Genomic DNA, 24,265 nt, shown 5'->3' with positions numbered 1-24,265 from the left:
CATCCTGTAGACAATATTCCGTCGACAAGAGTTCGGCAGTTCCTCGGTACCCTCGACCGAACGGAGCTCCACACAGTGAAAGTTGCAGTTCTCGGCGCCGGTGCGATCGGCGCCTACGTCGGCGCCGCTCTCCACCGCGCAGGCGCGGATGTGCATCTCGTCGCCCGTGGACCGCATCTGGCGGCCATGAGGCAGCACGGCGTCAGAGTCCTCAGCCCGCGCGGCGACTTCACCGCGCGCGCCCATGCCACCGACGACCCGGCTGAGATCGGCCCGGTCGACTTCGTCTTCCTGGGCCTGAAGGCCAACTCGTACGCGGCGTGCGGGCCGCTGATCGAGCCCCTGCTCCATGAGACGACGGCGGTCGTGGCCGCCCAGAACGGCATCCCCTGGTGGTACTTCCACCGGCACGGCGGCCCCCACGACGGGCACCGTGTCGAGAGCGTGGACCCGGACGGCGCGGTCAGTGCGGTGCTCGCGCCCGAACGGGCCATCGGGTGTGTCGTCTACGCCGCAACCGAGCTGGAGGGCCCGGGGGTCGTACGACACCTCGAAGGCACGCGGTTCTCCATCGGCGAGCCCGACCGCAGTGTCTCGACCCGCTGTCTGGCACTCAGCGAGGCCATGCAGGCAGGCGGGCTCAAGTGTCCGGTCGAGCCCGACCTGCGCAACGACATCTGGCTCAAGCTGCTCGGCAACATCTCCTTCAACCCGATCAGCGCGCTGGCCCGCGCCACCATGCGGCAGATGTGCCTGCACGGCGGCACCCGCCAGGTCATCGAGATCATGATGAAAGAAACGCTCGCCGTCGCCGAGGCCCTCGGCTGCGAGGTCGGCGTCTCCATCGAGCGCCGTCTCGCGGGCGCCGAGCGCGTCGGCGACCACCGCACCTCCACGCTCCAGGACCTGGAGCGCGGTAAACCGCTCGAACTCGACGTACTCCTCGCGGCCGTCGTCGAGCTGGCGGAGATCACCGAGGTTCCGGTGCCGACGCTCCGTACCGTCCACGCCATCTCGGATCTGCTCGCGCTGCGGACCGCGGCGTGAGCGGACACGGCCTGATGGCCCACGCCCGGCTCACCCGGCCGCTGGTCCGGGACTCGCGCGACGAGCCCTTTCGGCAGGTCGACTGGGACGACGCGCTGACCCGCGTCGCCCAGGGGCTGAGCCGGGCGTGCGGCGCCTCCGGAGTGCTCTCCTGCGCCCGCGCGCCCCGTGGAATGAACGGCGTGGCGCAGAAGTTCGCGCGTGTCGTCATGGGCACGGACAACGTGGCCTCCTGCAACGGCACCTGTCACACGCCGACCGCCGAGCGGACGGAGGCCCGGGTGAGGCCGAACTCCGGCACCGACATCCCCATGGCTCACGCGATCGGCCGGGAGATCATCCGAGCGGGCCTCGCCGACCACGCCTTCATCGAACGGGCGACGACCGGCTTCGAGGAGTACCGGCAGCTCGTCGAGGACTGGACGCTGTCGCTCGCGGAGAAGGTGACGGGCGTACCGGCCTCCGCCATAAGGGAGTTGGCGCACGCCTACGCCCGCGGCGAGCACGGTCGGCTGGGCCGGCCGCGGGGCATCAAAGAGCACCACAACGCCTCGGACAGCGTACGCGCGCTGATCAATCTGTCCCTGCTGGTCGGCCACGTGGGCCGCTACGGTTCCGGACTCCAGCCCCTGCGCGGGCAGGACGACGTGCACCACGGGCTGACGCTGACGGAGATGTTCGAGGCCATGGAGGAGGGCACGCTCAAGGCCGTTTACTGCATCGGTGAGGACCTGGCGCAGTCAGCGGCCGACGGCGAGCAGGCGGTGCGGCGGCTGCGCGCCCTCGACTTCCTCGTCGTGCAGGACACCTTCCTGACGGAGACAGCGGAGCTGGCGGACGTCGTGCTGCCCTCGACCGCTGGGCCGGCGGAGGCGGATGGCGCAACCACCGGCAGCGAGCAGCGAGTTCCACCAGTCCACGGGGCGGTCACCGTGCCGGGCGAGGCCCGCGACGGCATCGACATCCTCTGCGACGTCGCCGTGCGCCTCGGTCACGACTGGGACCACACGTATGCCGAGACCGTCCGGAACGAGTCGAGGTCGGTGTCGTCGGCCGAGCGGGATCTGCGCGTGCCCTTCGGACTCGTCCCGTACGACCCGCCCGTGGACCTGACGGACGAGCGGTACCCGATCCGGCTCACCACGGGGCGCCGCCTCGACGAGTCGTACAACACCAGTGCGCAGGCCGGCAGTTTCGCGTCGCCGCTGCGGCGTGGTGAGTACGTCGAGCTGTGCCCGGAGGACGCCGAGCACTACGGCGTGGTGGTCGGTGAGGAGGTCCGGATCGCCACACGGCGCGGCTCGATGGTGGCACCGGTGTGGGTGGACACGGCGTTACGGCCCGGGCTGGCGTTCATGACCATGCGCCTTCCGGCCGAGGTGGACGCCGGCCGGCTGACGCGGAAGGCCAGTTGTCCGATCGCGGGGACCGCGGAGTTCAAGGCCTCGGCGATCCGGATCGAGAAGCTGCCGATCGCGGCGGTACTCGGTCCACCGGCTTCGGAGCGGGAGGACCCGGTGGCCCACGGCAACCTCCGCGTCAAGGGCCGCTTCGGCCACCAGCACGTACAGAACCGGGACTGATCGGGGCTGATGGGGACATGGGACGAGTGACGGAACGACGCAAGGTGATCCGCATCCGGGACGGCGCGGTCTCCGCCCGCCCGGACACGCTCGTCGCCGAGGAACCCCTGGAGATCCGGCTCAACGGCAAGCCCCTCGCGATCACCATGCGCACCCCGGGCGACGACTTCGCGCTGGCGGCGGGCTTCCTGGTGAGCGAGGGGGTGCTGGGCGCGGCGGACGAACTGCAGAACATCGTGTACTGCGCGGGCGCCACGGTGGACGGTTCGAACACGTACAACATCGTGGATGTGAAGACGGCTCCCGGCGTCGTCATCCCGGACATCACGCTCGAACGGAACGTGTACACGACGTCGTCCTGCGGGCTGTGCGGAAAGGCGAGCCTGGACGCGGTCCGTACGACGACCCGCTGGTCGATCGACGAAACGGAGGGCAACAGTACTCCCCCGGTGCGGTTGGAACCCGAGCTGCTCGCGAGCCTCCCCGACCGGCTGCGCGCGGCCCAGCGGATTTTCGACCGGACCGGGGGCCTGCACGCGGCGGCCCTGTTCACCGAGGACGGCGAGCTCCTCGACATACGTGAGGACGTGGGCCGCCACAACGCGGTGGACAAGTTGGTGGGGCGCGCGCTGCAAAGCGGCGCGCTCCCGCTGTCCCGGACGGTCCTGTTGGTCTCGGGACGGGCGTCCTTCGAGCTGGCGCAGAAGGCGGTGATGGCCGGCATCCCGGTGCTCGCGGCGGTCTCGGCCCCTTCGTCCCTGGCGGTCGACCTGGCCGCGGAGACGGGCCTGACCCTGGTCGGCTTCCTGCGCGGCGCCTCCATGAACGTGTACGCGGGTGAGCACCGCATCGCCCTGCGGGCCGCGGCCCCCCAGGGCTGACCGGCTCCCCGCGACACGGCGGCGGGGCCCCGACGGCGGGGAGCGCCCCCTGCGCCGGAGGGGCCCCGCCTCAGCCCGGCCGCGCACGAGGAGACGGTGCGGGGCGGGCCGGCGGTGCCTCGGGCCCGGCCGTCAGGGTTCGTTCGTCTCCGCCGTCGGGTCGGGCTGCGCCGGGCGGAAGCCCCACTCGGCGGCCTTGGCGACCGCCTCCAGCTGGGACCGTGCGTCCAGCTTCTCCAGGATTCCGCGTACGTGGGTGCGTACGGTGGCGTAGCTGATGGTCAGACGGTCGGCGATGGCACGGTTGTCGACGCCCTGGGTCATCAGGGCGAGGATCTCCTGTTCCCGGCTGGTGAGGCTCTCCAGCCGTTCCGTCTGCTGGGCGAAGACCCTGGTGCTCTCGCGGTGCCGGGCGAGGACCTCCATGAGGGTTCGGGCGGGGATGAGGGTTTCGCCCGCGGCTGCCGCGCGGATGGCGGAGGCGATCTCGTCTCCGCCCGCCGACTTGAGCAGGTATCCGCTCGCGCCCGCCTCGACCGCGGCCAGGAGGGCGGCGTCGCTGGTGTCGGCGCTGAGAAAGACGACCGCGACGGTGGGGTCGAGGGCGCGGATGCGGTCCGCCGCCTCGGCGCCCGTGCCGTCGGGGAGCCGGTAGTCGATCAGCGCCACCTCCGGGTCGAGCTGCTCCGTCATGGGCACCGCCTCGGCGACCGAGTCGGCCCAGCCGACCACGGTCAGGTCGTCGTACTCGTCGAGCAGGGCCCACAGCCCCTCCGCCACGACGCGGTGGTCCTCGACGAGCAGCACCTTGGTGAGGACGGGCGCGTTCTTCATGGCTCCGTATGCCGTTCCGGGGGGCCGCTGTTCTCGCCGGCACGGTATCCCGGGGGAGGCAACGGAGCCTCGGCGAGCGGCACCCAGAACTCGACGGTCGTGCCGGCCCCCGGCTGGCTCTCCACGCGGCTCCAGCCGCCCGCCATCTGCGCCCGCTCATGGATGAGGGTGAGGCCCAGGTGGCCGGGGCGGGACTCCACCTCCATCGGGTCGTAGCCCACGCCGTCGTCGACGATCCGCATCAGGCAGCCGTCGTCGACGCCCAGCAACTGCACGCGGACGGTCTTCGCCCGCGCGTGCTTGGTCACGTTCATCAGGGCTTCCTGGGCGGTCCGGTAGATCAGCACCATCGTCTCCACGGGCAGCACGGCCTGCAGCCGGTCCTCGAACTTGTAGTGGGTGCCGGTCTCGGCGCTCATCCGGTCCAGATACGTCTGCAGGGCCGTGGCCAGGCTGCCGTGCTCCAGGCTGGAGGGCCGCAGGTCGAAGATCAGTTGCCGCAGGCGGCTGAGCGACAGTTTCAGGGTCTCGTCCAGCCTGTCCATCACCTGCACGTCCTTGGGGTCCGTCAGTCGCCCGCGCAACTGCTGGAGGCGCAGGCCCACGGCGGTGATGACCTGGATGGTGTCGTCGTGGATGTCGGCGGCTATGCGCCTGCGTTCCTCCTCCTGGGCGTGGATGAGATGGCTGAGCAGGGCCTGCCGGTCACGGCCGGTTCCCTCCATGAGTTCCAGACTGCGTTCCAGGACGAACTGGGCACGCTGCACCTCGGTGATGTCCCGGACGGTCAGCACGGTGAACACGCCGTCCGGGGTGCGCAGCGGGCTGACGCTCACATCGGCCGGGAACTGCTTGGTGTCCTGTCGTCGGCCGACCAGTTCCACGCTGTGGCCCGCCCGTTCCTGCCAGGGCTCGGTCCAGTCCCGCAACGAGACGGTCAGCGGCTGGTCGGGCAGCAGCGTCTCGACGAGCATGCCGAGCAACTGTTCCCGGGTGTACCCGAACAGGGTCTCGGCCCGGGGGCTGGCCTGGCGGACACGGCCCTCGGCGTCCAGGAGCAGCATGGCGTCCGGTGAGGAGTCGACGAGCTGGCGCAGCCGGTCCCCGCTCGCACCGGCCTCGCTGAGGTCCGTCACGTACACCACGTACCGCGGGCGACCGTTCCGCAGCCGGCCGCCGACGATCCGCGCGGGAAACTCGGTGCCGTCCCGGCGCAGCCCCGGTGTCGCCGACGTGGGTGCGATCAGCTGTCCGGCGGCCGTCGCGGCACCCGGGTGCTCGGGCAGCAGGTCACGCAGCCGCTTGCCGCGCATCTCGGCGCCGCTGTAGCCGAACATGTGCCGGGCCTGGGCGTTGGCGAGTTCGACGCGGTCCTGGGCCCCGGTGACGAGCACGCCGCACGGGGCCTGTTCGAGCAGGTCCAGGCACGCCTTCTCGTCGACGCGCGGGGCCGCGGTTCTCACGCCGGGGCCGGACAACGGCCTCGGCTGCCGCTTCAGCGGTTCCAGGCAGGCCTCGACGAGCTTGGCCGACATGCTGAACTGGCCGCGGGCGGCACGGGTGATCGCCTCCAGGATCTCCTCCGCGGGCGCGCCCTTGACCAGGTAGCCGACGGCTCCGGCGGCCAGGACCTGCAGCACGGTCTCGCTGTCCGCGTAGGCGGACAGGGCCAGGATCCTCGTGTCCGGTGCGCGGTCGCGCAGGGTCCGTATGGTGCCCGCGGCGTCGCCCTCGGGCATCTGCACGTCCAGGACCAGGACCCTCGGGTGCGTCCGGCCCACCGCCGACACGGTCTGCTCGTGGTCGGCGGCCAGGCCGACGAGTTCGAAGGCCGGGTACGACCCGATCAGGTCCGCGAGCGCATCCCGGACCTCGGCGTCGTTGTCGGCCACCATGACGGGGATTCGGTGGTTCATGGCCGGCGGCTCCCCCCGAGTACGGCGTCCGGCAGGTGGTGGGTGCCGAGCTGGTCACGTCGGCACACGCCCAGGAACGGCATGACGGAGGCGACCGGGGCGATCAGGGTGTCGTAGTGGCCGCCGATCCGGTCGCAGACGGCGATCGCCATCACCGCGTCCCAGACCGCCGCCCAGAAGGCCCAGTCGTGCCGTTGGTGGCTCTGCGCCGTGTCCAGGGCGGCCCGGCGGGCCACGGACGCCGCCACGAGGATGCGGTAGCGCTCCTCGTCGGTGGTGGTGTGCCGGACCTCTGCCCATGCCTCGGCACGGGTCTGGCTGGAGGTCTGACGCCACACGCCGGCCACGCGGTCGATCTCCTGGGGCGACAGGTCCTCGATGTGGGTGAGGAACTGTAGGACTCTTCGGGAATTTGGCCCAAAAATGGTAGTCATGGTGCACTCCATGATGTTTCTACCCACAACTATGGAACACCGGGTTGCCTGACGGGCCGCCTCGGGAGCTTGCAGTTCGGGCATCTCCGGCGAGGCAGCCCACAGGCCCTGGGCTACTGGCCTTGAGTGCCCTGGTCCCCTTGGTTTCCGCCTTGGTTTCCGCCCTGGTCCCCGCCTTGGTTTCCGCCCTGGTCCCCGCCTTGGTTTCCGCCCTGATCTCCGCCCTGATCTCCGCCTTGATCCCCGCCCTGGTCTCCGCCTTGGTCGCCGCCCCCGCCTTGGTCACCGCCCTGGTCTCCGCCGCCCCCGCCGCCGCCCCCGCCGTCACCCTGGCCCTTGGAGTTGTTGATTCCCGCCTGGGCGGTGCTGCCGCTCTTCAGACCGACGAGCTTGAAGGTCACGCCGCTCTCGTCCGCCGCGGTGAGCCGGTAGGAGCCCGCGGGGCCTGCCTTGCCCCGGCTGTCCACCTGGAAGGTCGCGATCTTCCGTCCGCCGCCGCTTTCGTTGCCGCCGACGTACAGGGCCACCTCTTCGTTCGGGGCGAAGCCGCTGACGTAGAAGCTCAGCGTGGTGCCCGCGCGTCCGCCGTAGGTGCTGGGCTCCGCGGACGGGGTGTACGGCATCACGCGGAACGCGGAGTTCGCCTTGGCCCGCGACTGCTCACCGACCAGGAGGAGGCTCTGCTTGCCCTTCAGACCGAACGGCACCTCGAACGCGACATCCTGGATCCGGCCCCGCCCGTCGGCGTTGGAGGTGAAGGCCGGGACGCCTGAGGCGCTGTTGATGTAGATGAGCACGCGTTCGTCCGGTGCGAACCCCCGCGCGCTCACGGTCAGTTTCTGCGCGGCCTTGACGGCCCACGGCGTGGACTTGACCGTGGGGTACAGCCCCAGCATCTGGAACGGGGCCGTTGCCGTGATCTTGCTCTTCTGGCCGACCAGCACCAGGGTGCTGGGGCCCACCGGGGCCACCCCCACCTTGATGCTCGCCTGGCCTATGCCGCCCGACGAGTCGGCCCGCAGCGTGGTGACGGGTTCGCCGCTGACGCGCCCCCAGTACACCGCGATCGACTCCCCGGCAGTGAAGCCGCGACCGGACAGCGACACCGTGTCGCCCGGCTTGCCGACCGCCTTGTTGATCGCCACGGTTCCGATCCCGCCCCCGCTGACCACCTGTGCCTCGGCCGTCTTCCCGGGCCTCTTGGCGGTGCCGCCGCGCTCCTGGGCGACCACGGTCGTGGGCGCGCTGCCCGAGTTCTGCGGCAGGCGGACCTGTGCTACGAACGCGCCGGACCCGTTGGACTTGACCGTCGCGGCCGGCTTGCCCGCCGCACCGGGCTTCTGGCCGCCCTCCAGCCGGAGGTCCACGGTGGCCATCGCGCTGAAGCCCGCGCCCTGGACGGTCACCTTGCCGCCCGGCGCGGCCCGGCCCTGGCCGACCACGATGATGGGCTGCTTGCTGCCGAAGTTGACCTCCTTCGTCGGACGGCCCTCGGGCCTCTCGGCCTCGTGGGTCTCGGACTTCTTCGCGCCTCCTCGCTCACCGGTGGTACTGAGAGCACCGCCGAAGCCGCCGGTCCGGACGACCACCTGCGCCAGAGATCCGACGACCGCGAGGATGATGACAGCCATCAGGACCTGCTTCACACCGAAACGCTTCTTCTTGTCGGGACCGCCGGGGACGTTCTTTTCCTCGTTCTCAGGCACGATCCCGTTCTCGTTCTCAGGCACGACCTTCACCTCCCGCCCTGAGGCTATTCCACCCGGTAGATTTCCAGCTTGATATCGCCGCGTTGGATGTACCAGACCCTCTTCGAATTGCGCAGGCCCTGGAGGATCCAGTTCTCCCGGCCATCACCGTTGTTGTCGTCGATGGACTTGCGCATCTTGTTCGACATGATGATGTAGTCGATGTTCTGCCATTTCTTGCGGAACAGTTTGTCCCGCACGGCCGGGTCGGACGCAGCATTCCAGTGGGAATGCGCATACGGATAGAACGGGCGCACATCGTGCAGCATCATCCATATGTCGTCGTCCGTGATGATCCTTGCGTCGGGCGGGATGTGTTTGCGTATCCACTCGACCTGTTGCCCCTGCAGGGCGGTCAGGTTGAGCTTCGGGTCGTACTGGTCCGCAAGTTTCACGCGTCCTTCGGTGTTCGTCGTCATGAGGTATCCCGAGGTCGGTGACATGATCAGCAGGGCGATGACGAAACAGGGCAGCCCGACCCGCAGCCCGCGATAGACCGGGCCACCCTGCTTCAGCATGGGACGCATCCACTTCATCACCCGGTCCGTCGCCATTCCGATGTTGATGGCGAACATCGGAATCAGCGGAGCCACGTAAAAGTCCAGGACCACGCTGCCTCGCAGCAGGTAGAAGAAGTAGCCGAAAGAGAGCGCTCCACTGATCAGGAAACCCAGATCGCGATTACGGTCCTTCAGGCCCCAGAGCAGGCACAGGGCCATGGCGACCACTCCGACGTACAGGAAGAAAGCGTCCCGGAAAAGCCAGCTCTGGTACAGGAGCCCTTCGTGACTGAACAGTTTTCCCTCGGTGCGGTTTACCTGCCACCAGGCGGTGTAGAGGAGCGATACGTGCTCGGTGGGCGGGCTGTTCAGATTGAAGCTGAGTCCGCTCGGCAGGAGCTCGTTCTTGAGCGTCGCGTACATGAGGTACCCGCCGACCGGAATCAGCATCGTGAACGGCCAGAACATCTGCGTGAACCGGAGGTTGGACGTGCCCTTGATCCTGCGGTGCAGGAGATACAGGAAGGCCGGAACGAAGAAGAGAGCGTTCTCCTTGGTGATCAGGCCGATCCCCAGGGCCATCCCGCCCCCGACGGCGTCCTTGATACGGAACTCCGGGCGCAGCAGGGCGAGCAGCCCCAGCAGCACCCAGAACATCATCATGTTGTCCAGCAGGACCTGACGCTGGAAGTAGACGGCCAGCGGAGAGACGTTGTAGAAGAAGGCGGAGACCGAGGCGGCCAGCACACTGCCGGACAGCCTGCGGGTGACCTCGAACAGCAGGTAGACGCTGGCGATGTGCACCAGCAGCATCAGGAATCGGCCGGTGTTGATCGCGTTGCCGAAGGTCTCGAACTGCTTCGGCAGCGGATACGCCCACCCGGCGAGGGTGATCCAGCCGCCCGGAGCGTGGTCGTAGGAGTAGGTGTACGGAGAGAGTCTGGTCTCCCGTATCAGCGACCACGCCCGCTGCATGTAGATGCCCTCGTCGGTGAGGTACAGCGGGTACTGGAACAGATGCCAGGCGTGCGTGACGAGCCCGGTGGCCATGGCGAAGACCAGCGACATCCTGCCCTTCCGTCCCAGCGGGGGGAAGCGGCCTTTCGCCACGGACAGGTTCTCGTCCGGGCGCTGCCTGGCCTGCGCGGTGGTCTCGGGCGACGCGGCGGTCTCGGCCGGTGCCGTGGCCCCGTCCGGCGCCGCGGCCTTCTCGTGGACCACACTGAGCCGCGGTTTCTGCTGATCATGCGACACGGGACTCAGCTCCCTCGGCCTGGGCCCGGTGGGCGCCTACGTGCGCTGTCTTCTCCCAGTCGTGCCGCCCCTGCATCTGCCTCCGCATGGCGCGCATCGCGGCGTAGCACAGGACCAGTTGGTACGGGTACCAGGCGAGGGCCATGCGGAACACGGTGCTCGACGTCGCCTGCAGCCCGTGGGCTTCGGCGAACTCGTACAGTCCGACCACCGCGGTCAGGAAGTGCGCCACGAGCATCAGCACGGGCAGGTACGAGATGAGCGCGACCAGCACCGGCACCTTGAAGAGGAGGATCATGCCGAGGGAGAACAGCAGGTACACGCCCAGCAGCGCCTGCCCGTGCGGGAAGGCCAGCACATAGAAGGCGAGCCAGCGCTGTTTGCGGGTGGGCATCTGTTTCCAGGTGCCCTTGCGCAGGGTCTGCATGAAGCCCTGGCTCCACCGGGTGCGCTGGCGGATGAAGTGGCCGAGCGTGGGCGGGGTTTCCTCCTTGGTCACGTAGCGGTCGTCGTAGACGACCCGCACCCGTTCCCCCGCGGCGGAGACCCTCAGGCCCAGGTCGGCGTCCTCGGTGAGGTTGTGCTCGTCCCAGCCGCCGAGGCGCACCAGCAACTCCCGTGTGAAGAACACCGTGTTGCCGCCGAGCGGGATGGACCCCCAGTGGGCGTGGTAGTGCAGACGGCTCTTGAACCAGAAGAAGTACTCCAGGACGTTCAGGGCGGAGTACCAGGTGGACTGATAGTTCATCAACTGCACGCCGGCCTGGACGACATTGACCTCGTCCTGGATCATCACGGTGTTGACCAGGTCGAAGATCGCGGGGTGGATGTCGTCCTCGGCGTCGAAGATGGTCACCACGTCGTGGCTCGCGTGCGGCAGAGCGGCGTTGAGCCCGTGCGGTTTGTTGATCGGCTTGTCGTCGAAGACGATGACCTCGACGTTGTGCAGCCCCTCCCGGCCGAGTTCTTCGATCTTCTCCTCGGCCTTGCCGATGGTTCCGGTGTCGTCGGCCGAGCAGATCACGAAGACCTCCAGCAGATCGTCCGGATAGTCGGCGCGCACCACTCGCTCGATGGTCGTCTGGATGACGTCCTCTTCATGCCGGGCGGGCAGCAGCACGCTGAACGACAGCTGCGGCGGCAGGAAGGTCTCCGGTGCCGCCGCCTTCCGTTCGGCACCGGGCTGGTCCCAGGTGTAGAGCATCAGAAAGAGCACATGGGCCGACTGCACGGTGAGCAGGACGGAGATCAGGACCAGTCCTGCGTACAGGAGGAAGGTCATCGATTCCTCCCCCAGGTCCCGTGCCACACCCAGAGGGCGCTGGAGGTGTAGTTGACCGCGAAGGCGACGCCGATGGCGACCACGTTCGCGAGCACGAGATGGCGTCCGCCGTGCACCAGGGCCCACAGGACCAGCACGTTGACGGCGAGGCCGGCGAGCATGGACGCGTTGAACTTGCCGAACCGCTTCAGTGAGAGGGCTCGCATCCCGAAGGTCCACCGGTCGTTCAGCACGTAGTTGTGGATGACGGCCAGCTCGACGGCCGCGGCCGAGGCAACGACGAGCGGCACGCGCAGCAGACGGTGAAGGGCGTACAGCGCTACCGTGTTCACAACCGCACCCGCGCAACCGACCAGCGCGAACCTCAGCATGCGTCTTGCGGCAGGTCCTCGGAGCCTGCCGCCGCGCGCCGGGGACCCGGGAGGACTCCCGGAGGGTTCTCCATCCGATGTGCGCGGCACGTCGGCTCGTACGGGTGCCGTCCGAGAGCGGTGCATCAGGTGCATCGCGACTCCTCCAAGCGAAGAGAATGCCCCTCGGTCCCGCACGGCGAGACCACCGCAGACCAGCGTGCGCTCATGGACGGTCGCGTACATCACGTGAACGGGTGAGGGGTCTTCCCCGCCTTCGGGGGAGGCGTCGGCTCCCCCATTTGGGGGAGAGACGCCCGGTCGGCCTCAGGTATCGGGTTCACCGGGCCCTCGCGGTCCCCCGAAGAGGGGACCAGCTTCTCCCCCATTCGCGGGTGCAATGCCTCGCGCGGGACCCGGACCATGGGCGGGCAGGCGAGTTCCCGCCGGGTGCTCCGGTCGGGAGCCCGGGCCGGAACGGCCGGGGCCGCTCCATCACCGCGGCCCGGCCCCACATCCACCAGCACTACGGGGCTTCTGACGGATCTCCGTGGAAGAAGGAGCGGCGTTCGGTGCGTGCTCTCGGCGTGCGGCGTGGAGGGTCATGTGGCGGAGCCACTTGTCCCTTCGCGCCGTGCGGCGAGTGGGGGTACCTCCCACGCCCTCAAGGCAGTGGGGGAGTGCCGGGCGTCGCGACGCCGCGGAGATCCGTCAGAAGCCCCCTAGGGGTAGCAGGGGTAGGTGCTTCGCCATGACAGGACGTACAACCTCGGGCTCCGCGCTCGCCGGACGCGCCCTGGCCGCCGTCGCGGCGCTGGCGCTCACTCTCGCCATGCCGGGTAAGGCGGCTCCGGCGGTCTCCGGGGCGCTCCGCGACTCCGAGTGGGCTCTGACCTCGCTCAAGGCCGAACAGGCATGGAAGATCACCAAAGGTGAGGGCGTGACGGTCGCGGTGATCGGCACCGGAGTCGACGCGTCCCATCCTGACCTCAAGGGCCGCGTCATCAGTGGCTCGGACGTCTACAACACGCGCGACGAGGGCAGCGAGACGTTCCAGGGCACCTACGCCGCGGGCATCATCGCCGGAACCGGCCGCAACTACCGCGGCGACGGCCTGGTCGGGCTCGCTCCCGAGGCACGCATACTTCCCTTCCGGGTCTTCCTCGACAACACGAGCCCCACCAACGCGACCGCGAAGTCGATCAGGGCGGCCGCGCGTCAGGGAGCCCGGGTCATCGACGTCACTGTGGGCTTCCGCCGTTCGAGCCCCGCCCTGAAGGCGGCGGTCGAGTACGCGGTCCGGCACGGCGCCCTGGTCGTGGCCGGTGCGGGCGACACCGGCGGGACCGGCAACGCGCAGACCTACCCGGCGGCGTACCCGGAAGTCCTCTCGGTCACCGCCATCGACAAGAAGGGCGCGCTCTGGCCGGACGCCCACCGCGGCAAGCACGTGGACCTGGCCGCACCGGGTGTCGACATCCTGACGACCGCCCGGAACGACGACTACTGGACCGGTTCCGGTACCGGGTTCGCGGCATCCTGGGTGTCGGCCTCCGCCGCGCTGGTGCGCGCCCAGCACCCGAAGTGGACCGTGGACCAGGTCACACGGCGGCTGACCGAGACCGCCACCCCTCGGGGCCGGGGTCAGGGCTCCGCGATCGTCGCCCCCGCGGCGGCGCTGCCGCAGCGGGCGGCCCTGTCCGACTCCGCGTCCACGGTGTCCGCCGACAAGGACGCCGCTGCCACCCGCTCCTCGGACACGGGACCGATCATGGTGGTGTCGGCCGCGACGGGCGCGCTGATCGTGCTGGCCGCCGTCTCCTGGTTCCTGATCCGGCGCACTGTGTCGACCACGGACGACGGCTGACGGCGGCAGCGGCTTGTACACCTCTGCCTCCCCGTACACGCGCCTCGGAGTACCGGACCCGGGGCGCGTGTATCCGCACGCCTGGCGGGTGCGGATGACGGCCCTGCTGTCCGCTCTCGGCCTCCTGGTGACCTTGGCCACGGCGGCGACCACCGCTCCGTTCTTCACCGCTCCCAGTGTCGGTGCCGCGGCGCCGCTCATCCTGCCGCCGCCCCGTTTCCCCGCCGACACCCGCCTCTACACCGACCCCGACACTCCGGCCGCCCTCTGGGTGCACCAGAACGCCGGGGACCCCCGGGCGGCAGTCATCGCCAAGCGCATCGCGGACCGGCCGCAGGGGTCCTGGTTCACCGACCCGGACCCGTTGAGGGTGACGGAGCAGGTGCGGGCGGTGATCGACGCCACCCGGGTCCGGGACACGCTGCCGGTCCTCGTCGCCTACGCGGTGCACCGCCGTGACTGCTCCGGACACAGCAGCGGCGGCACCGGAGATCCCACCGCCTACCGGGAGTGGATCAGGGCCTTCTCCCGGGGAATCGGCCCCGGCCGCGCCGCGGTGATCCTCGAACCGGACGCCCTCGCGCTCGCCGACTGCCTCAGCCCCCGGGAGCGGCAGGAACGGTACGCGGCCCTGGCCTACGCGGGCCGTGTGCTGCAGCGCGAGGCCCCGAACGCCCGGGTGTACTACGACGCGGGCCACTCCGACTGGCACCCCGCGCGGGCTATGGCCGACCGGCTCCGGCGCGCCGGGGTGACCCGGTACGGGGACGGCATATCCCTGAACGTGTCGAACTTCAACAGGACGGATGACGAGATCCGCTACGGCCTCGCGGTGCTCGGGGACCTGGCCGACGCCCGGCTGAGCATGGTGATCGACACCAGCCGCAACGGTGCCGGGCCGATCCGGGGCCATCATCCCTGCGATCCCCCGGGCCGGCGGCTCGGCCACGTCCCCACCACCGACACCGGTGTCCGTGGGGTCGACGCCTATCTGTGGGTGAAACCGCCGGGACAGGCCGACGGCTGCGCCGCGGCCCCGGGGACGTTCGACGCGCAGTACGCCTACCTGCTGGCCCGCTGACCCGTTGAGCCGCTGACTCGCTGAGTCGCTGAGTCGCTGACCAGCGCGCTCCGGGCGGCACAGGGCTGCGTGCAACACCGCGAACACCGCCTTCACCAACCGATCCACAGCCATATCAAAGAGCTCAAAACGGCCGAATTCGGGCTACCTCAATTGAGGTAGCCCGAATTCGGCCGTTTGGTGTGCGCGGATTTCGATCCGTCGTACGTCGATTCGGGCGGGGCCTCTTTTCTAGCCTTCTGGGCATGGCAGAAAAACGCTCGAAGGAGTTCCCCGCCCGTGAAAAGAGTTCTCGTCGTGGAGCCCCATCCGCAGGTAATGGCTGCTCTCGCAGATCTCGTCACGGAAGCGCCGGGATGTGAACTCGTGGGCGCAGTGGCCACCGTCTGTGAGGCAATTTCGCTGGTCAGCGGAGTAAGCCCGGACGTGGTCCTGGTCGACACGGACACGCCGCACTGGCCGTACTGGCCGTCGCATCAGCTCGGCAAGGCGCTCTCCGAACTCCTCCCCATGGCCGCACTCGTCTTCATTTCAACGGCCACGGAACCGTACACGGAGTGCCCGGAAGCGTCGGCGACCACGCCCCCCATCAGCATTCTCAAAACTGCCGTACCCGAATTCCTCAGGAGTCTTACCGCATGAATTCCCCCATGGAAAACCACGCCGAAACGACCACGACCGCGACCGAAAAGAAGCGAGGTCTCAGCCGCCGCATGATTCTCGGGGCCGCAGGGGCGGCCGTCGCGGTTGCCGCCGTCGGAGGGACAGTCTCCGCGTTTACGATGGATTCCGTGAAGAGCGGCAGCAGCTCCAGCGCCGAGGCCGGGAGCCAGGGTCCGCTGCGCACCTCCGGGGCCGACATCGTGGACTCCAAGGGCAAGACGGTGACCCTGACCGGCGTCAACTGGTTCGGCCTGGAGACCGGCACTTTCGCACCGCACGGCCTGTGGACGCGCAACCTTGACTCCATGTTCCAGCAGATGGTCGACACCGGGTTCAACACGCTCCGGCTGCCTTACTCCAACGAGCTCTTCGACGCCAAGAGCAAGCCCAACGGCATCGACCTCAAGCAGAACCCGGATCTCAAGGGGCTGAACGGGCTCCAGCTCATGGACAAGGTCGTCCAGAGCGCCACCAAGCACGGGCTGATGGTCATTCTCGACCAGCACCGCCCGGACCAGTGGGGTCAGAGCGAGCTCTGGTACACCGACAAGCTCCCCGAGAGCAAGTGGCTGTCCGACTGGAAGATGCTGGCCCAGCGGTACAAGAACAACGACCTGGTCATCGGCGCCGACCTGCACAACGAGCCGCGCGGCCAGGCCACCTGGGGCGACGGCAACCCGAAGACCGACTGGAAGATGGCCGCCGAGAAGGCCGGCAACACGATCCACTCGGTCAACCCCAACTGGCTGATCTTCGTCGAGGGCAACGACAAGTACAAGGACGAGACGACCTGGTGGGGCGGCGAACTGCGCCACGTCAAGGAACACCCGGTGAAGCTCAAGGAAGCCAACAAGGTCGTGTACTCCCCGCACGAGTACGGCCCGGGTGTCTACAACCAGAACTGGTTCATGGACAAGGACTTCCCCAACAACATGCCGGCCTTCTGGGACAAGCACTGGGGCTACCTGAAGAAGGACAACACCGCTCCGCTGATGCTCGGTGAGTTCGGCGGCAGGAAGTCCACCGGCAACAGCACCGAGGCCGTCTGGCAGCAGAGCCTGATGAAGTACCTGAAGAAGAACGGCATCAGCTACACCTACTGGTCCTGGAACCCGAACTCGGGCGACACCGGTGGCGTCCTCAAGGACGACTGGAAGACCCTGGACCCGGGCAAGAAGGCGCTGCTCGGGGACTACCAGGCGCCGCTGCTGAAGGGCAAGCCGGAGAACTCGTCGAAGTAAGCCGAAGCAAGTCGGAGTGAGTCGGAGCAATCCGACGTACACCCCGGAGTGACGTACGCCCGAGGTGACGTGCACCCGGAGTGAGCGGCGAGAGGCCGCGGGCGCGATGCCCGCGGCCTCTCAGCCGTGTCCGCCCGCTTCCGCCCGGCCGATCGCCCAGGCCGCGTTGACCAGGCCGATGTGACTGAGCGCGTGCGGAAAGTTGCCGCGCAGCTGACCGTCGTCCGGGTCCGCCTCCTCGGCCAGCAGCCCGACGTCATTGGCGCAGGAGGCCGCCCGCTCGAAAACCGCCCGCGCGTCCGCGACCTCGCCCATCAGGGCGAGCGCGTGGGCGAGCCAGAAGGTGCACATGAGGAAGGGACCCTCCCCGCCAGCCGGGCCGTCGCCAAGGCCGTGTCCGTTGTCGAGGCCCGGTCCGTAGCCGAGGCCCTGCCCGTAGCCAAGGCCCTGCCCGTCGTCGAGGCGCTGACAGCGGTGGACCAGCCCGCTCGGGCCGGTCAGCCGCTCCCGTACGGCGGCGACCGTGGCCCGCGCCCGCACGTCACCGGGCGATGTGAAGCCGGTGATCGGCAGCATCAGCGCGGAGGCGTCCAGCACGGCGGATCCGAACGCCTGGCTGTACGCCCCCGCCCGGTCGCTCCAGCCGTACGCCTCGATCGCCACGCGGATGCCGGCGCGGGCCGCGGTCCAGGCGGGCACCCGGGCGGCGGCCCGGAGTTCGTCGGCCAGGGCGATGGCGCGGTCGAGCGCGACCCAGCACATGAGCTTGGAGTGCAGGTAGTGCTGCGGGTGGCCGCGGAACTCCCAGATGCCGTGATCCGGCTGGGGCCAGTGCACCGCGGCCGCGTCGGCCAGGCTCGTCAGAAACCGCCGTCCGTCCGCGTCGAGCCGGTGCAGTCGGCCACGCAGCCGGTACGCGGCGTCCAACAGCTCGCCGTAGATGTCGAGCCGGCGCTGACGCCACGCGTCATTGCCGACGCGCACGGGCCGGCTGCCGCCCCAGCCGGCCAGATGGTCGAGCGTGCGCTCGGTCAGCTCCCGTTCGCCTCCGACCCCGTAGACCGCCTGGAGGGGGTGGCCGTCGGCGGGGCCCTCCGCGGAAGCGGTCCGCGCCATCCAGGCGAAGAACGCCTCCGCCTCCCCCGGACAGGCGGCCACCGACAGCGCGTGCAGGGCGAAGGAGGCTTCCCGCACCCAGGAGAACCGGTGGTCCCAGTTGCGCTCGCCGCCCGCCGCCTCCGGCAGCGATGTCGTGGGTGCCGCGACAACCGCGCCGGTCGGGGCGAAGGTGAGCGCCTGGAGCACCTGGCCGCTCCGGCGCACCGCCTCCCGCCACGGTCCCTCGTACCGCTGGTTCCGCGCGGCCCAGGACCGCCAGGCGTCGAGCGTGGTGGCCAGGGCCGCCTCGATCTCGTCCTGGGTCCACAGCCTCCGCCGGGCGCCGGCCGGCACGCACTGCAGGGCGAAGCCGGCCCGGTCCCCGGCGTTCAGCACCAGCTGTCCGCGGGCCGTGGCGGCCCGAGCCTGGAGCCGCACCGGTGAGGACAGCAGAAGCGATCCGGAACCGAACGGGCAGAGCAGGCCCCCGTCGGCGGGCGCCAGCAGCGGCCGTACAGCGCCGTACTCCGGCCGCGGAACGTACTCCACCGCCATCCTGACCGACCCCCGGGTGCACTCCACCACCCGCAACAGCGTGTGCGGCACCTCCCGGCCGAGGTCACGGCCGCTCGCGCACGCCCCCACCTGCAACGCGTCGGTCACCACGACCGTGCCGGTGTCGGTCCGGAACTCCGTACGCAGCACCATCGACGCGTCCACGTACGCCCGGCGCACGGTGAAGACGCCGACCGGACGGATCCACCAGTGACCGGCGGAACGGTCCAGTAACCGGGCGAACACAGACGCGGAGTCGAAGCGGGGAAGGCACAGCCAGTCCACCGACCCGTCACGCGCCACCAGTGCCGCGCCCTGACGGTCCGACAACAGCGCGTAGTCGGCTATCGGCCGCGCCTCCGTTCCGACCACCACGGCGGCGCGAGCGGGGTCCCTCGTCCACTCGGACATCTCAGTCACGGCATCTCCATGAACACGAAGCGACACCGGCGAACTAGAAGGAAACCCGCCTCGCAACCGGCGCATTCCACCATCCGGGCCCCGGGCTGAACCCGCGCGTGGCGCCCGTATGCATGCAAACACCTGCAAAATCATGTCAAGCGAGCGCGCACGTGGAATCCGCTGCACGTGGCGCCGGGTTTCCGGCGGGGGCCGGCCCGGTGCACCGGGCCGGCCCCGGCGCCAGGAGACGTTCATGGTTCACGGCGCACCGCGGAGCAGACCTCGGCCGCCGCCGGCCACCGTCCCACGCGGCCATGCACAGGCAGGAGCGCCCATGACCATCGCCCACGTCTTCGGCCGGAACCTACGGGACCGCGCTCTTCGGGCCCACCTCCTGGCCGGGGCGGAGGCCGTCGAGGAGGGCCTGCTGGCGGCCGTCAAGAGCGACGTCCCCTTCATCGCCGAGTCCGGCCGGAGCCTTCTGCGCACGGGGAAGGGGTGGCGGCTGCGCCCCCTGCTGGTACTGCTGGCCGCACGCTTCGGCGACCCGCACGCTCCCGGGGTCGCACCCGCGGCGGTCGCCGCCGAACTGACACACCTCGCCGCGCTCGGGCACGACAGCGTGCGCGACACGGAGGCGGCCGCGCGCCCCGGGCCGGGCTCCGGAGTCCTCGGGGCCACCTCGGTCGCGGTCCTCACCGGCGACTTCCTGTTCGCCCGCGCCTCGCAGATCGTGGCCGACCTCGGCCCCGACGCCGTTCGCGCCCAGACGGCCGCATACGCGCGCATGGTCACAGGCCAGGTGCTGGCCCGGACGGGCCCGGGTGAGGGATGCGATCCGGTCGCGCACCATGTCGAGGTCGCCGCCGCCCGGACGGGCTCGCTGACCGGCGCCTCGGGGCGGCTCGGCGCCCTCGCGTCGGGTGCCGACGCCCGCGTCTGCGACGCCCTCGCCCGGTACGGCGAGCGGCTCGGCACCGCCCTCGGGCTCACGGACGACGTGCTGGGGGCCGCCACCGTCGACCCGCCGCCCACACACCCGGCGCCGCGGCGGGCCCTGCGGGACGCTCGGCGCCGGGCTCACCATGCACGGTCGGCACTCAGGGACCTCCCGGACTGCGCGGCCAAGGACACGCTGGCCGGGCTGTGCGACACGGTGACCGCCCTCGGGCCGGGACGTGACCGGCCGGGGGATGACTCGCCGTAGAGCGGTCACCGAGCCATTGAGCAGTCACCGGTCCGCAGAACAGTCACCCGCCCGTGGAACAGTCGCCGGCCCGTGCAGCGGTCACCGGCCCGTAGAGCGGTCACCTCCGCGGAACCTCAGGACGACGGTCCGTCAGGCGGACCACCGGTATTCCTCGTTCACGACGAGACCACGGGCGAGTTCGCCGGGCGGCACCAGCCCCAGTCGCAGGGCGTGCGCGACAGCCTGGGTCCGGCTGTGCACCCCGAGCTTGTCGAAGATGTGGCTCACGTACGTCTTCACGGTCTGCTGCCCGATGTGGAGGTCGCGCGCGATCTCCTTGTTCGCCTTGCCTCGGGCGAGCATGACCAGGACCTCCGACTCGCGCTCGGTGAGACGCGCCGGCCCGGTCGGGCCGCTGACCTGGTCCACCAGACGGGCGACCGCGGCGCTGGAGACGTACGTCCGCCCGGTCGCCGCCGCCTTCACCGCGTGCCGCAACTCGTCGGCCTCCGCGTTCTTCAGCAGGAAGCCCGTCGCGCCCGCCCGGACCGCCGCCATCACCATGCCTCCGTCGAGGACGCCGGTCAGCGCCACGACCCTGACCTCGGGCAGTTCCCGGCGGATCTGTTCTGTGGCCTCGATGCCGTCCATGACGGGCATCATGAGCTCCATCAACACGACGTCAGGACACAGCTCCCGGGCCAGCCGTACGGCCTCCCGCCCGTTCGTCGTCTCACCGGCCACCGCGATGTCGCCGTCAAGGCTCAGAAAGTCACGCAGGCCCTGTCGGACCACCGCGTGGTCCTCTGCGATCAGAACTTGAACTGCCACTGGTGTTCTCCGTTGTCGAGCACCGGCTCACGGGCCGCCACCACGGTTCTCCCGCGGTACGCGTCCCGCGACCTGCGCGGCCCGCATCGCCCCAGGCGTTCATTCCGCCGGCACCGGACACAGCCGGCACCGGGCACAAGGGAATGACACAAGGGAATGCTGTGGGGAATTCAAGACATATCGGAAACCCGCGGCGGCCCGCGCTCATTCCATATCCGGGGATGGAATGCGGCCGTCACGGCGGCCGGGTTCAGCCACCGCGACGCGAACGCACGGAACGCGGAGGCCGCCCAGCCACCCGGCCCTCTCCGCCCACGAACCGCCCGAACTGCCGGAACCGCCCGAACTGCCGTACCCGCGGCCGCCCCTGGGCCCAACCATGACGCCGGGTCAGCACCCAGCCGCGCCCCCAGCCTCCTGACCCGAACCACCACCCACTCGGCGAACGGCTCGCAGTACGGAAGGGCCAGCAGCACGAGCGCACCGGCCGCCCAGCCGCCCAGCACGTCGCTGAACCAGTGGGTGCCCAGGTAGACGGTGGCCAGGCCGACCACCACGGCGGCCAGCGCGGCCGCCACGGCCGCCGCGGTGCGATGGCGCGTGGCGAGATGGGCGAGCGTTCCCCAGATGACGAGGCAGTTGGCCGTGTGGCCGGACGGGAAGACGTCGCCGCCCCGGAGGAACTCGGTGGAGCCGATGGTGTGCGCGGAGCCGGGCCCCAGGCGCCCGGTCCCCAGCTTGACCGCACCGACGCTCACGTTGAGCAGCACCAGCGCCGTGAGGAAGACCAGCAGCGGGCGCGGGTTCCTGCTGCGCCAGTAGCGCCACCCCAGCCAGGCCAGCGCCGCCGTCATCGTCGGCCCCCGTTGCCCGGCGACGACGAGGATGTCCAGGAGCTCGCGCAACTCGGGCCACTGTCTGTACGGCCGCCACATGGCCAGGCGCCAGTCCAGCCGCAACAGGGGCGACCGGGCGAGCAACGCCACGAAGACGGCCGCGTACACACCGGCCACCAGAGCGAAGAGCGTCACCGCGCGGCCCCGGCGCACCGGCCGACCGCGCCCGCACGGAACGGCGCGGCGCGCAGGAGCGGCTTCGCGTAATCCGGGAAACCCTGCTCGCCCCAGAAACCCTGCTCGCCCCAGCGGAAGACCCATGATGCCCAAGTCGCCCTCCCGGCCCCTCGGGAACTCCGGCCACGCCCTCCGGCACGGAGTCCGGACACGACGTGACCGAACAGCACTCGGACAGGAAACCCGACCCCCTCCGCACGACATTCCCTTTTCGCGAAATACGACCTCAAATGTCCGAGAGGGCGGGTCAGGCTCCGGGGCTTCAGGAGGCCGGGGTGAAGTGCCCCTTGCAGGAGCGGGTGCCGATGGATTTGGTGCCGTCAGGGCACACGACGTTCTCCCAGCTCGCGCCCGACAGATCGGCCCCGTCCAGCCGCGCACCGCGCAGTGTGCTGCCGGACAGCTCCGCGTCCGACAGATCCGCGTCACGCAGGTCCGCGTGGCTGAAGTCGACGTTGGTGAGGGAGGCGGAACGCAGGTTCGTACCCCGGAGCCGGCCTCTCGCGAAACTGACGTTGGTGAGCATGGTCCGGTCGAGCGCCGCCCCGCCGAGATCGGCACCACGCAGGTCGACCTCGGCGAGGGTGCCGGCGGTCAGACGAGCGCGGCGGAGATCCGCGTCACGCAGGTCCACGCTCTCCAGGGACACATCGGCCAGCCGCGCCCCGAAGAGGTTGCCCCGGCTCAGGTTCGCCTCGGAGACCGAACCCGTCAGCTCCGAGCCCTCCAGGTTGATGCACCGGAGCTTCTTCTGCCACAGGTCCACCCCGTCGACGGTGCGGCCCGAGAGGTTCCTGCCCGCCCCGCCGGGACAGCTACGGCCCCGCTCGTCCTCCTCCTGCCCGCAGCCGACCGCAAGGGCGACGGACAGGGCGAGCACGGTCGCCCACAGCCCCGTGCGGGACACATACACGTTCACGAGCCACCTCGGGCGCGGTCGGGCGGTGCACCTGCGTGCACGCGCAGCAGACGGCAGTCGCCCCGTCCATGATCGGGGCCGTTCACGTCCTGCGCCTCCTCTTCGGCGCGAGCCCGGCCGCCACCAGCTGGGTCCTTATCCGCTTGCGGGCCCGGTGCAGGCGGCTCATCACCGTCCCCTCCGGCACATCCAGCACCTGGGCCGCCTCCCCGTAGCTGAGCCCTCCGATGTCCACCAGCCGGACGACCTGCTTGTGCTTGTCGGGCAGTGCGGCGAGCGCGGCGCCGACCACCGCGTCGAAGCTCTCGCCGAGCACCAGTTCCTCGGGCGATTCGACCACCCCGGCCGAACTCAGCCGGTCCAGGTCGGCGTCCGGGTCGTCGAGCAGACGGGGGGTACGGCGGCGGTGCCGGTTGATCTCGGCCCGGCGCATGATGGTCAGCAGCCAGGCACGCGGATGCTCGCCGTCGAACCGGCCGATGGCCCTGTAGGCGCGCAGCAGGGTCTCCTGCACCAGGTCCTCGGCGTCGGCGGGCTGCGCGGTCAGCGTCATCGCCACCCGCAGCAGCACTTCCACCTCGGGCAGCACGAACTTCGCGAACGCCTTGTCCCGCACCTCCGGCGGCTGCGCCATTGTGTCTCCCACGGGCTGGTGAAAACCCTCCGGACCAATCGGAGCATTCCACGGAATGTCCCGCCTTTTAACGCGGGTTTCCGATACATGACGAAGCTGAGTACCCAACGGCCGAACAGACTCTGGTGGGAATGCCGCGAAAAGCTGCGCCATCTACGGCTGCACGGTGCGGTCGGGGCGTTCGCGGACGGGCAGCTCACCGGAGTGCGGCACACGCGTGTCGCGGCTCATGTGGCCCGCTGCTGGGCGTGCAGCGGCGAACTGATCGCCCTCCGGCTCATGAAGGCGTCGATACGCGGCCATCCGCACCGGGCACCGACCTCGCCGGCCTAGAGCCTGCCCTCGAACTCCCTCTCCCACCTGTCCGAAGGGCGAGTGCCCAAAAGGCGCGGGAGGTACCCCCAGCCCGGACTCCGACAGCTCACCGGCAGCGCCGGCGGGAGCGCTCACCCACCCGGTGTCCGATCGTGCCGGTCGCCCGGGGCAGGGTCCAGCAGGGACTCGCCGAAGCCGCGCAGGCGTGCCACCGCCCGGGCGTCGGGCTGCTCCTGGCGTACGAGTGCGTTCTTGATCTCACGGTAGGTGCGGGCCTCCAGCCCGCAGTCGCGGCAGCCGTCCAGGTGCGCCCGTACGCGTCGGGCGGTGGCGTCGTCCGTCTCCCCGTCCAGGTATGCCTGCAGGACGCGGAGCACCTGGGCGCAGCTCATCCTCCCCGTCGGGTCCCGTCGTCTCGGCCACACCCTCATCGCTCACCTCGGTTCCGGACCGGCCACCGTGTCGAGTCGTCACTGGCCGCGGCGGCTGCGGCGCCCGGACCTCCGTCGGCCCCGCTCATCGCTCGGGACCGGCCCGGACGCCCGGCTGAGGCCTTCCCACGCGCAGG

Annotated in this window: 22 protein-coding genes; 9 read left to right on the top strand and 13 right to left on the bottom strand. The window is 70.0% G+C overall.

The window, feature by feature from the left end; all coding sequences use genetic code 11:
* Window positions 1-75: 75 nt before the first annotated feature.
* From E0500_RS17380 to fdhD, 3 genes are read left to right on the top strand one after another with little or no spacing between them, the layout of a single operon-like run.
* Window positions 76-1,047, top strand: coding sequence for a 2-dehydropantoate 2-reductase (locus tag E0500_RS17380; protein ID WP_131571431.1), 972 nt, complete (start codon window positions 76-78; stop codon window positions 1,045-1,047).
* A gap of 14 nt (window positions 1,048-1,061) precedes the next feature.
* Entirely contained in the window at window positions 1,062-2,630 is a 1,569-nt protein-coding gene (locus E0500_RS17375; RefSeq protein WP_131571437.1) for a molybdopterin oxidoreductase family protein, read from the top strand.
* Between the two features lie 17 nt (window positions 2,631-2,647).
* The gene (fdhD, locus tag E0500_RS17370; RefSeq protein ID WP_181587034.1) at window positions 2,648-3,511 is read left to right on the top strand and encodes a formate dehydrogenase accessory sulfurtransferase FdhD; all 864 of its coding nucleotides are present in this window, start codon (window positions 2,648-2,650) and stop codon (window positions 3,509-3,511) included.
* A gap of 132 nt (window positions 3,512-3,643) precedes the next feature.
* Here the strand turns inward: fdhD and E0500_RS17365 are convergent, their stop codons facing one another.
* From E0500_RS17365 to E0500_RS17335, 7 genes are all read right to left on the bottom strand, one after another.
* Window positions 3,644-4,345 carry a response regulator transcription factor gene (locus tag E0500_RS17365; protein WP_131566033.1) on the bottom strand — a complete coding sequence of 234 codons (702 nt, stop codon included), beginning with the start codon at window positions 4,343-4,345 and terminating at the stop codon, window positions 3,644-3,646.
* Window positions 4,342-6,261: a PAS domain S-box protein gene (locus E0500_RS17360; RefSeq protein ID WP_131566035.1), complete on the bottom strand. Its 1,920-nt coding sequence runs from the start codon at window positions 6,259-6,261 to the stop codon at window positions 4,342-4,344. The genes E0500_RS17365 and E0500_RS17360 overlap by 4 nt, the downstream gene beginning before the upstream one ends.
* Window positions 6,258-6,695 carry a hypothetical protein gene (locus E0500_RS17355; protein WP_131566038.1) on the bottom strand — a complete coding sequence of 146 codons (438 nt, stop codon included), beginning with the start codon at window positions 6,693-6,695 and terminating at the stop codon, window positions 6,258-6,260. Before E0500_RS17355 ends, E0500_RS17360 begins: the two co-directional genes overlap by 4 nt.
* A gap of 113 nt (window positions 6,696-6,808) precedes the next feature.
* Window positions 6,809-8,425 carry a hypothetical protein gene (locus tag E0500_RS17350; protein WP_181587033.1) on the bottom strand — a complete coding sequence of 539 codons (1,617 nt, stop codon included), beginning with the start codon at window positions 8,423-8,425 and terminating at the stop codon, window positions 6,809-6,811.
* Window positions 8,426-8,448: 23 nt separating this feature from the next.
* A complete protein-coding gene (locus tag E0500_RS17345; RefSeq protein WP_309505085.1) occupies window positions 8,449-10,197 on the bottom strand; it encodes a glycosyltransferase family 39 protein in 1,749 nt (582 codons plus the stop codon).
* The gene (locus tag E0500_RS17340) at window positions 10,187-11,479 is read right to left on the bottom strand and encodes a glycosyltransferase (protein ID WP_131566044.1); all 1,293 of its coding nucleotides are present in this window, start codon (window positions 11,477-11,479) and stop codon (window positions 10,187-10,189) included. Before E0500_RS17340 ends, E0500_RS17345 begins: the two co-directional genes overlap by 11 nt.
* Window positions 11,476-11,850, bottom strand: coding sequence for a GtrA family protein (locus E0500_RS17335; RefSeq protein ID WP_228022752.1), 375 nt, complete (start codon window positions 11,848-11,850; stop codon window positions 11,476-11,478). Before E0500_RS17335 ends, E0500_RS17340 begins: the two co-directional genes overlap by 4 nt.
* 730 nt (window positions 11,851-12,580) lie before the next feature.
* On the opposite strand from E0500_RS17335, the gene E0500_RS17330 reads away from it, so the two are divergent.
* The 4 genes from E0500_RS17330 (at window position 12,581) to E0500_RS17315 (ending at window position 16,681) form a co-directional block, all read left to right on the top strand.
* Window positions 12,581-13,696 (top strand): S8 family serine peptidase, encoded by a 1,116-nt coding sequence (locus E0500_RS17330; protein WP_131566050.1) that lies wholly within the window; start codon window positions 12,581-12,583, stop codon window positions 13,694-13,696.
* Window positions 13,697-13,709: 13 nt separating this feature from the next.
* On the top strand, window positions 13,710-14,777 hold the full coding sequence (locus E0500_RS17325) for a glycoside hydrolase family 6 protein (protein ID WP_258572827.1): 1,068 nt from the start codon (window positions 13,710-13,712) through the stop codon (window positions 14,775-14,777).
* Window positions 14,778-15,056: 279 nt separating this feature from the next.
* A complete protein-coding gene (locus tag E0500_RS17320) occupies window positions 15,057-15,419 on the top strand; it encodes a response regulator transcription factor (RefSeq protein ID WP_131566053.1) in 363 nt (120 codons plus the stop codon).
* Window positions 15,420-15,559: 140 nt separating this feature from the next.
* Window positions 15,560-16,681: a glycoside hydrolase family 5 protein gene (locus E0500_RS17315; RefSeq protein WP_258572825.1), complete on the top strand. Its 1,122-nt coding sequence runs from the start codon at window positions 15,560-15,562 to the stop codon at window positions 16,679-16,681.
* A gap of 120 nt (window positions 16,682-16,801) precedes the next feature.
* Here the strand turns inward: E0500_RS17315 and E0500_RS17310 are convergent, their stop codons facing one another.
* On the bottom strand, window positions 16,802-18,745 hold the full coding sequence (locus E0500_RS17310; protein ID WP_131566101.1) for a glycoside hydrolase family 15 protein: 1,944 nt from the start codon (window positions 18,743-18,745) through the stop codon (window positions 16,802-16,804).
* 325 nt (window positions 18,746-19,070) lie between these two features.
* Here E0500_RS17310 and E0500_RS17305 point away from each other — a divergent pair, with 325 nt between their 5' ends.
* A complete protein-coding gene (locus tag E0500_RS17305) occupies window positions 19,071-19,943 on the top strand; it encodes a polyprenyl synthetase family protein (protein ID WP_131566056.1) in 873 nt (290 codons plus the stop codon).
* 132 nt (window positions 19,944-20,075) lie between these two features.
* Here the strand turns inward: E0500_RS17305 and E0500_RS17300 are convergent, their stop codons facing one another.
* The 4 genes from E0500_RS17300 to E0500_RS17285 all read right to left on the bottom strand — a co-directional run bounded on the left by E0500_RS17300 (window position 20,076) and on the right by E0500_RS17285 (window position 23,382).
* A complete protein-coding gene (locus E0500_RS17300; protein WP_131566059.1) occupies window positions 20,076-20,756 on the bottom strand; it encodes a response regulator transcription factor in 681 nt (226 codons plus the stop codon).
* A 170-nt stretch (window positions 20,757-20,926) separates the two neighbouring features.
* Window positions 20,927-21,787: a phosphatase PAP2 family protein gene (locus tag E0500_RS17295; RefSeq protein ID WP_309505084.1), complete on the bottom strand. Its 861-nt coding sequence runs from the start codon at window positions 21,785-21,787 to the stop codon at window positions 20,927-20,929.
* A gap of 304 nt (window positions 21,788-22,091) precedes the next feature.
* Entirely contained in the window at window positions 22,092-22,748 is a 657-nt protein-coding gene (locus E0500_RS17290) for a pentapeptide repeat-containing protein (RefSeq protein WP_131566062.1), read from the bottom strand.
* A gap of 82 nt (window positions 22,749-22,830) precedes the next feature.
* The gene (locus E0500_RS17285; RefSeq protein ID WP_131566065.1) at window positions 22,831-23,382 is read right to left on the bottom strand and encodes an RNA polymerase sigma factor; all 552 of its coding nucleotides are present in this window, start codon (window positions 23,380-23,382) and stop codon (window positions 22,831-22,833) included.
* A gap of 87 nt (window positions 23,383-23,469) precedes the next feature.
* Here E0500_RS17285 and E0500_RS17280 point away from each other — a divergent pair, with 87 nt between their 5' ends.
* On the top strand, window positions 23,470-23,715 hold the full coding sequence (locus E0500_RS17280) for an anti-sigma factor (RefSeq protein WP_131566068.1): 246 nt from the start codon (window positions 23,470-23,472) through the stop codon (window positions 23,713-23,715).
* A 113-nt stretch (window positions 23,716-23,828) separates the two neighbouring features.
* On the opposite strand, the gene E0500_RS17275 is transcribed toward E0500_RS17280, so the two are convergent.
* On the bottom strand, window positions 23,829-24,089 hold the full coding sequence (locus E0500_RS17275) for an anti-sigma factor (protein WP_131566071.1): 261 nt from the start codon (window positions 24,087-24,089) through the stop codon (window positions 23,829-23,831).
* Between the last annotated feature and the right edge of the window lie 176 nt (window positions 24,090-24,265).

Origin of the sequence: Streptomyces sp. KM273126, from assembly GCF_004337435.2 — a bacterium.
GTDB lineage: Bacteria > Actinomycetota > Actinomycetes > Streptomycetales > Streptomycetaceae > Streptomyces > Streptomyces acidicola.
Note: the sequence above shows the minus strand (reverse complement) of the source record. Positions and strands in the feature narration are given on the sequence as shown.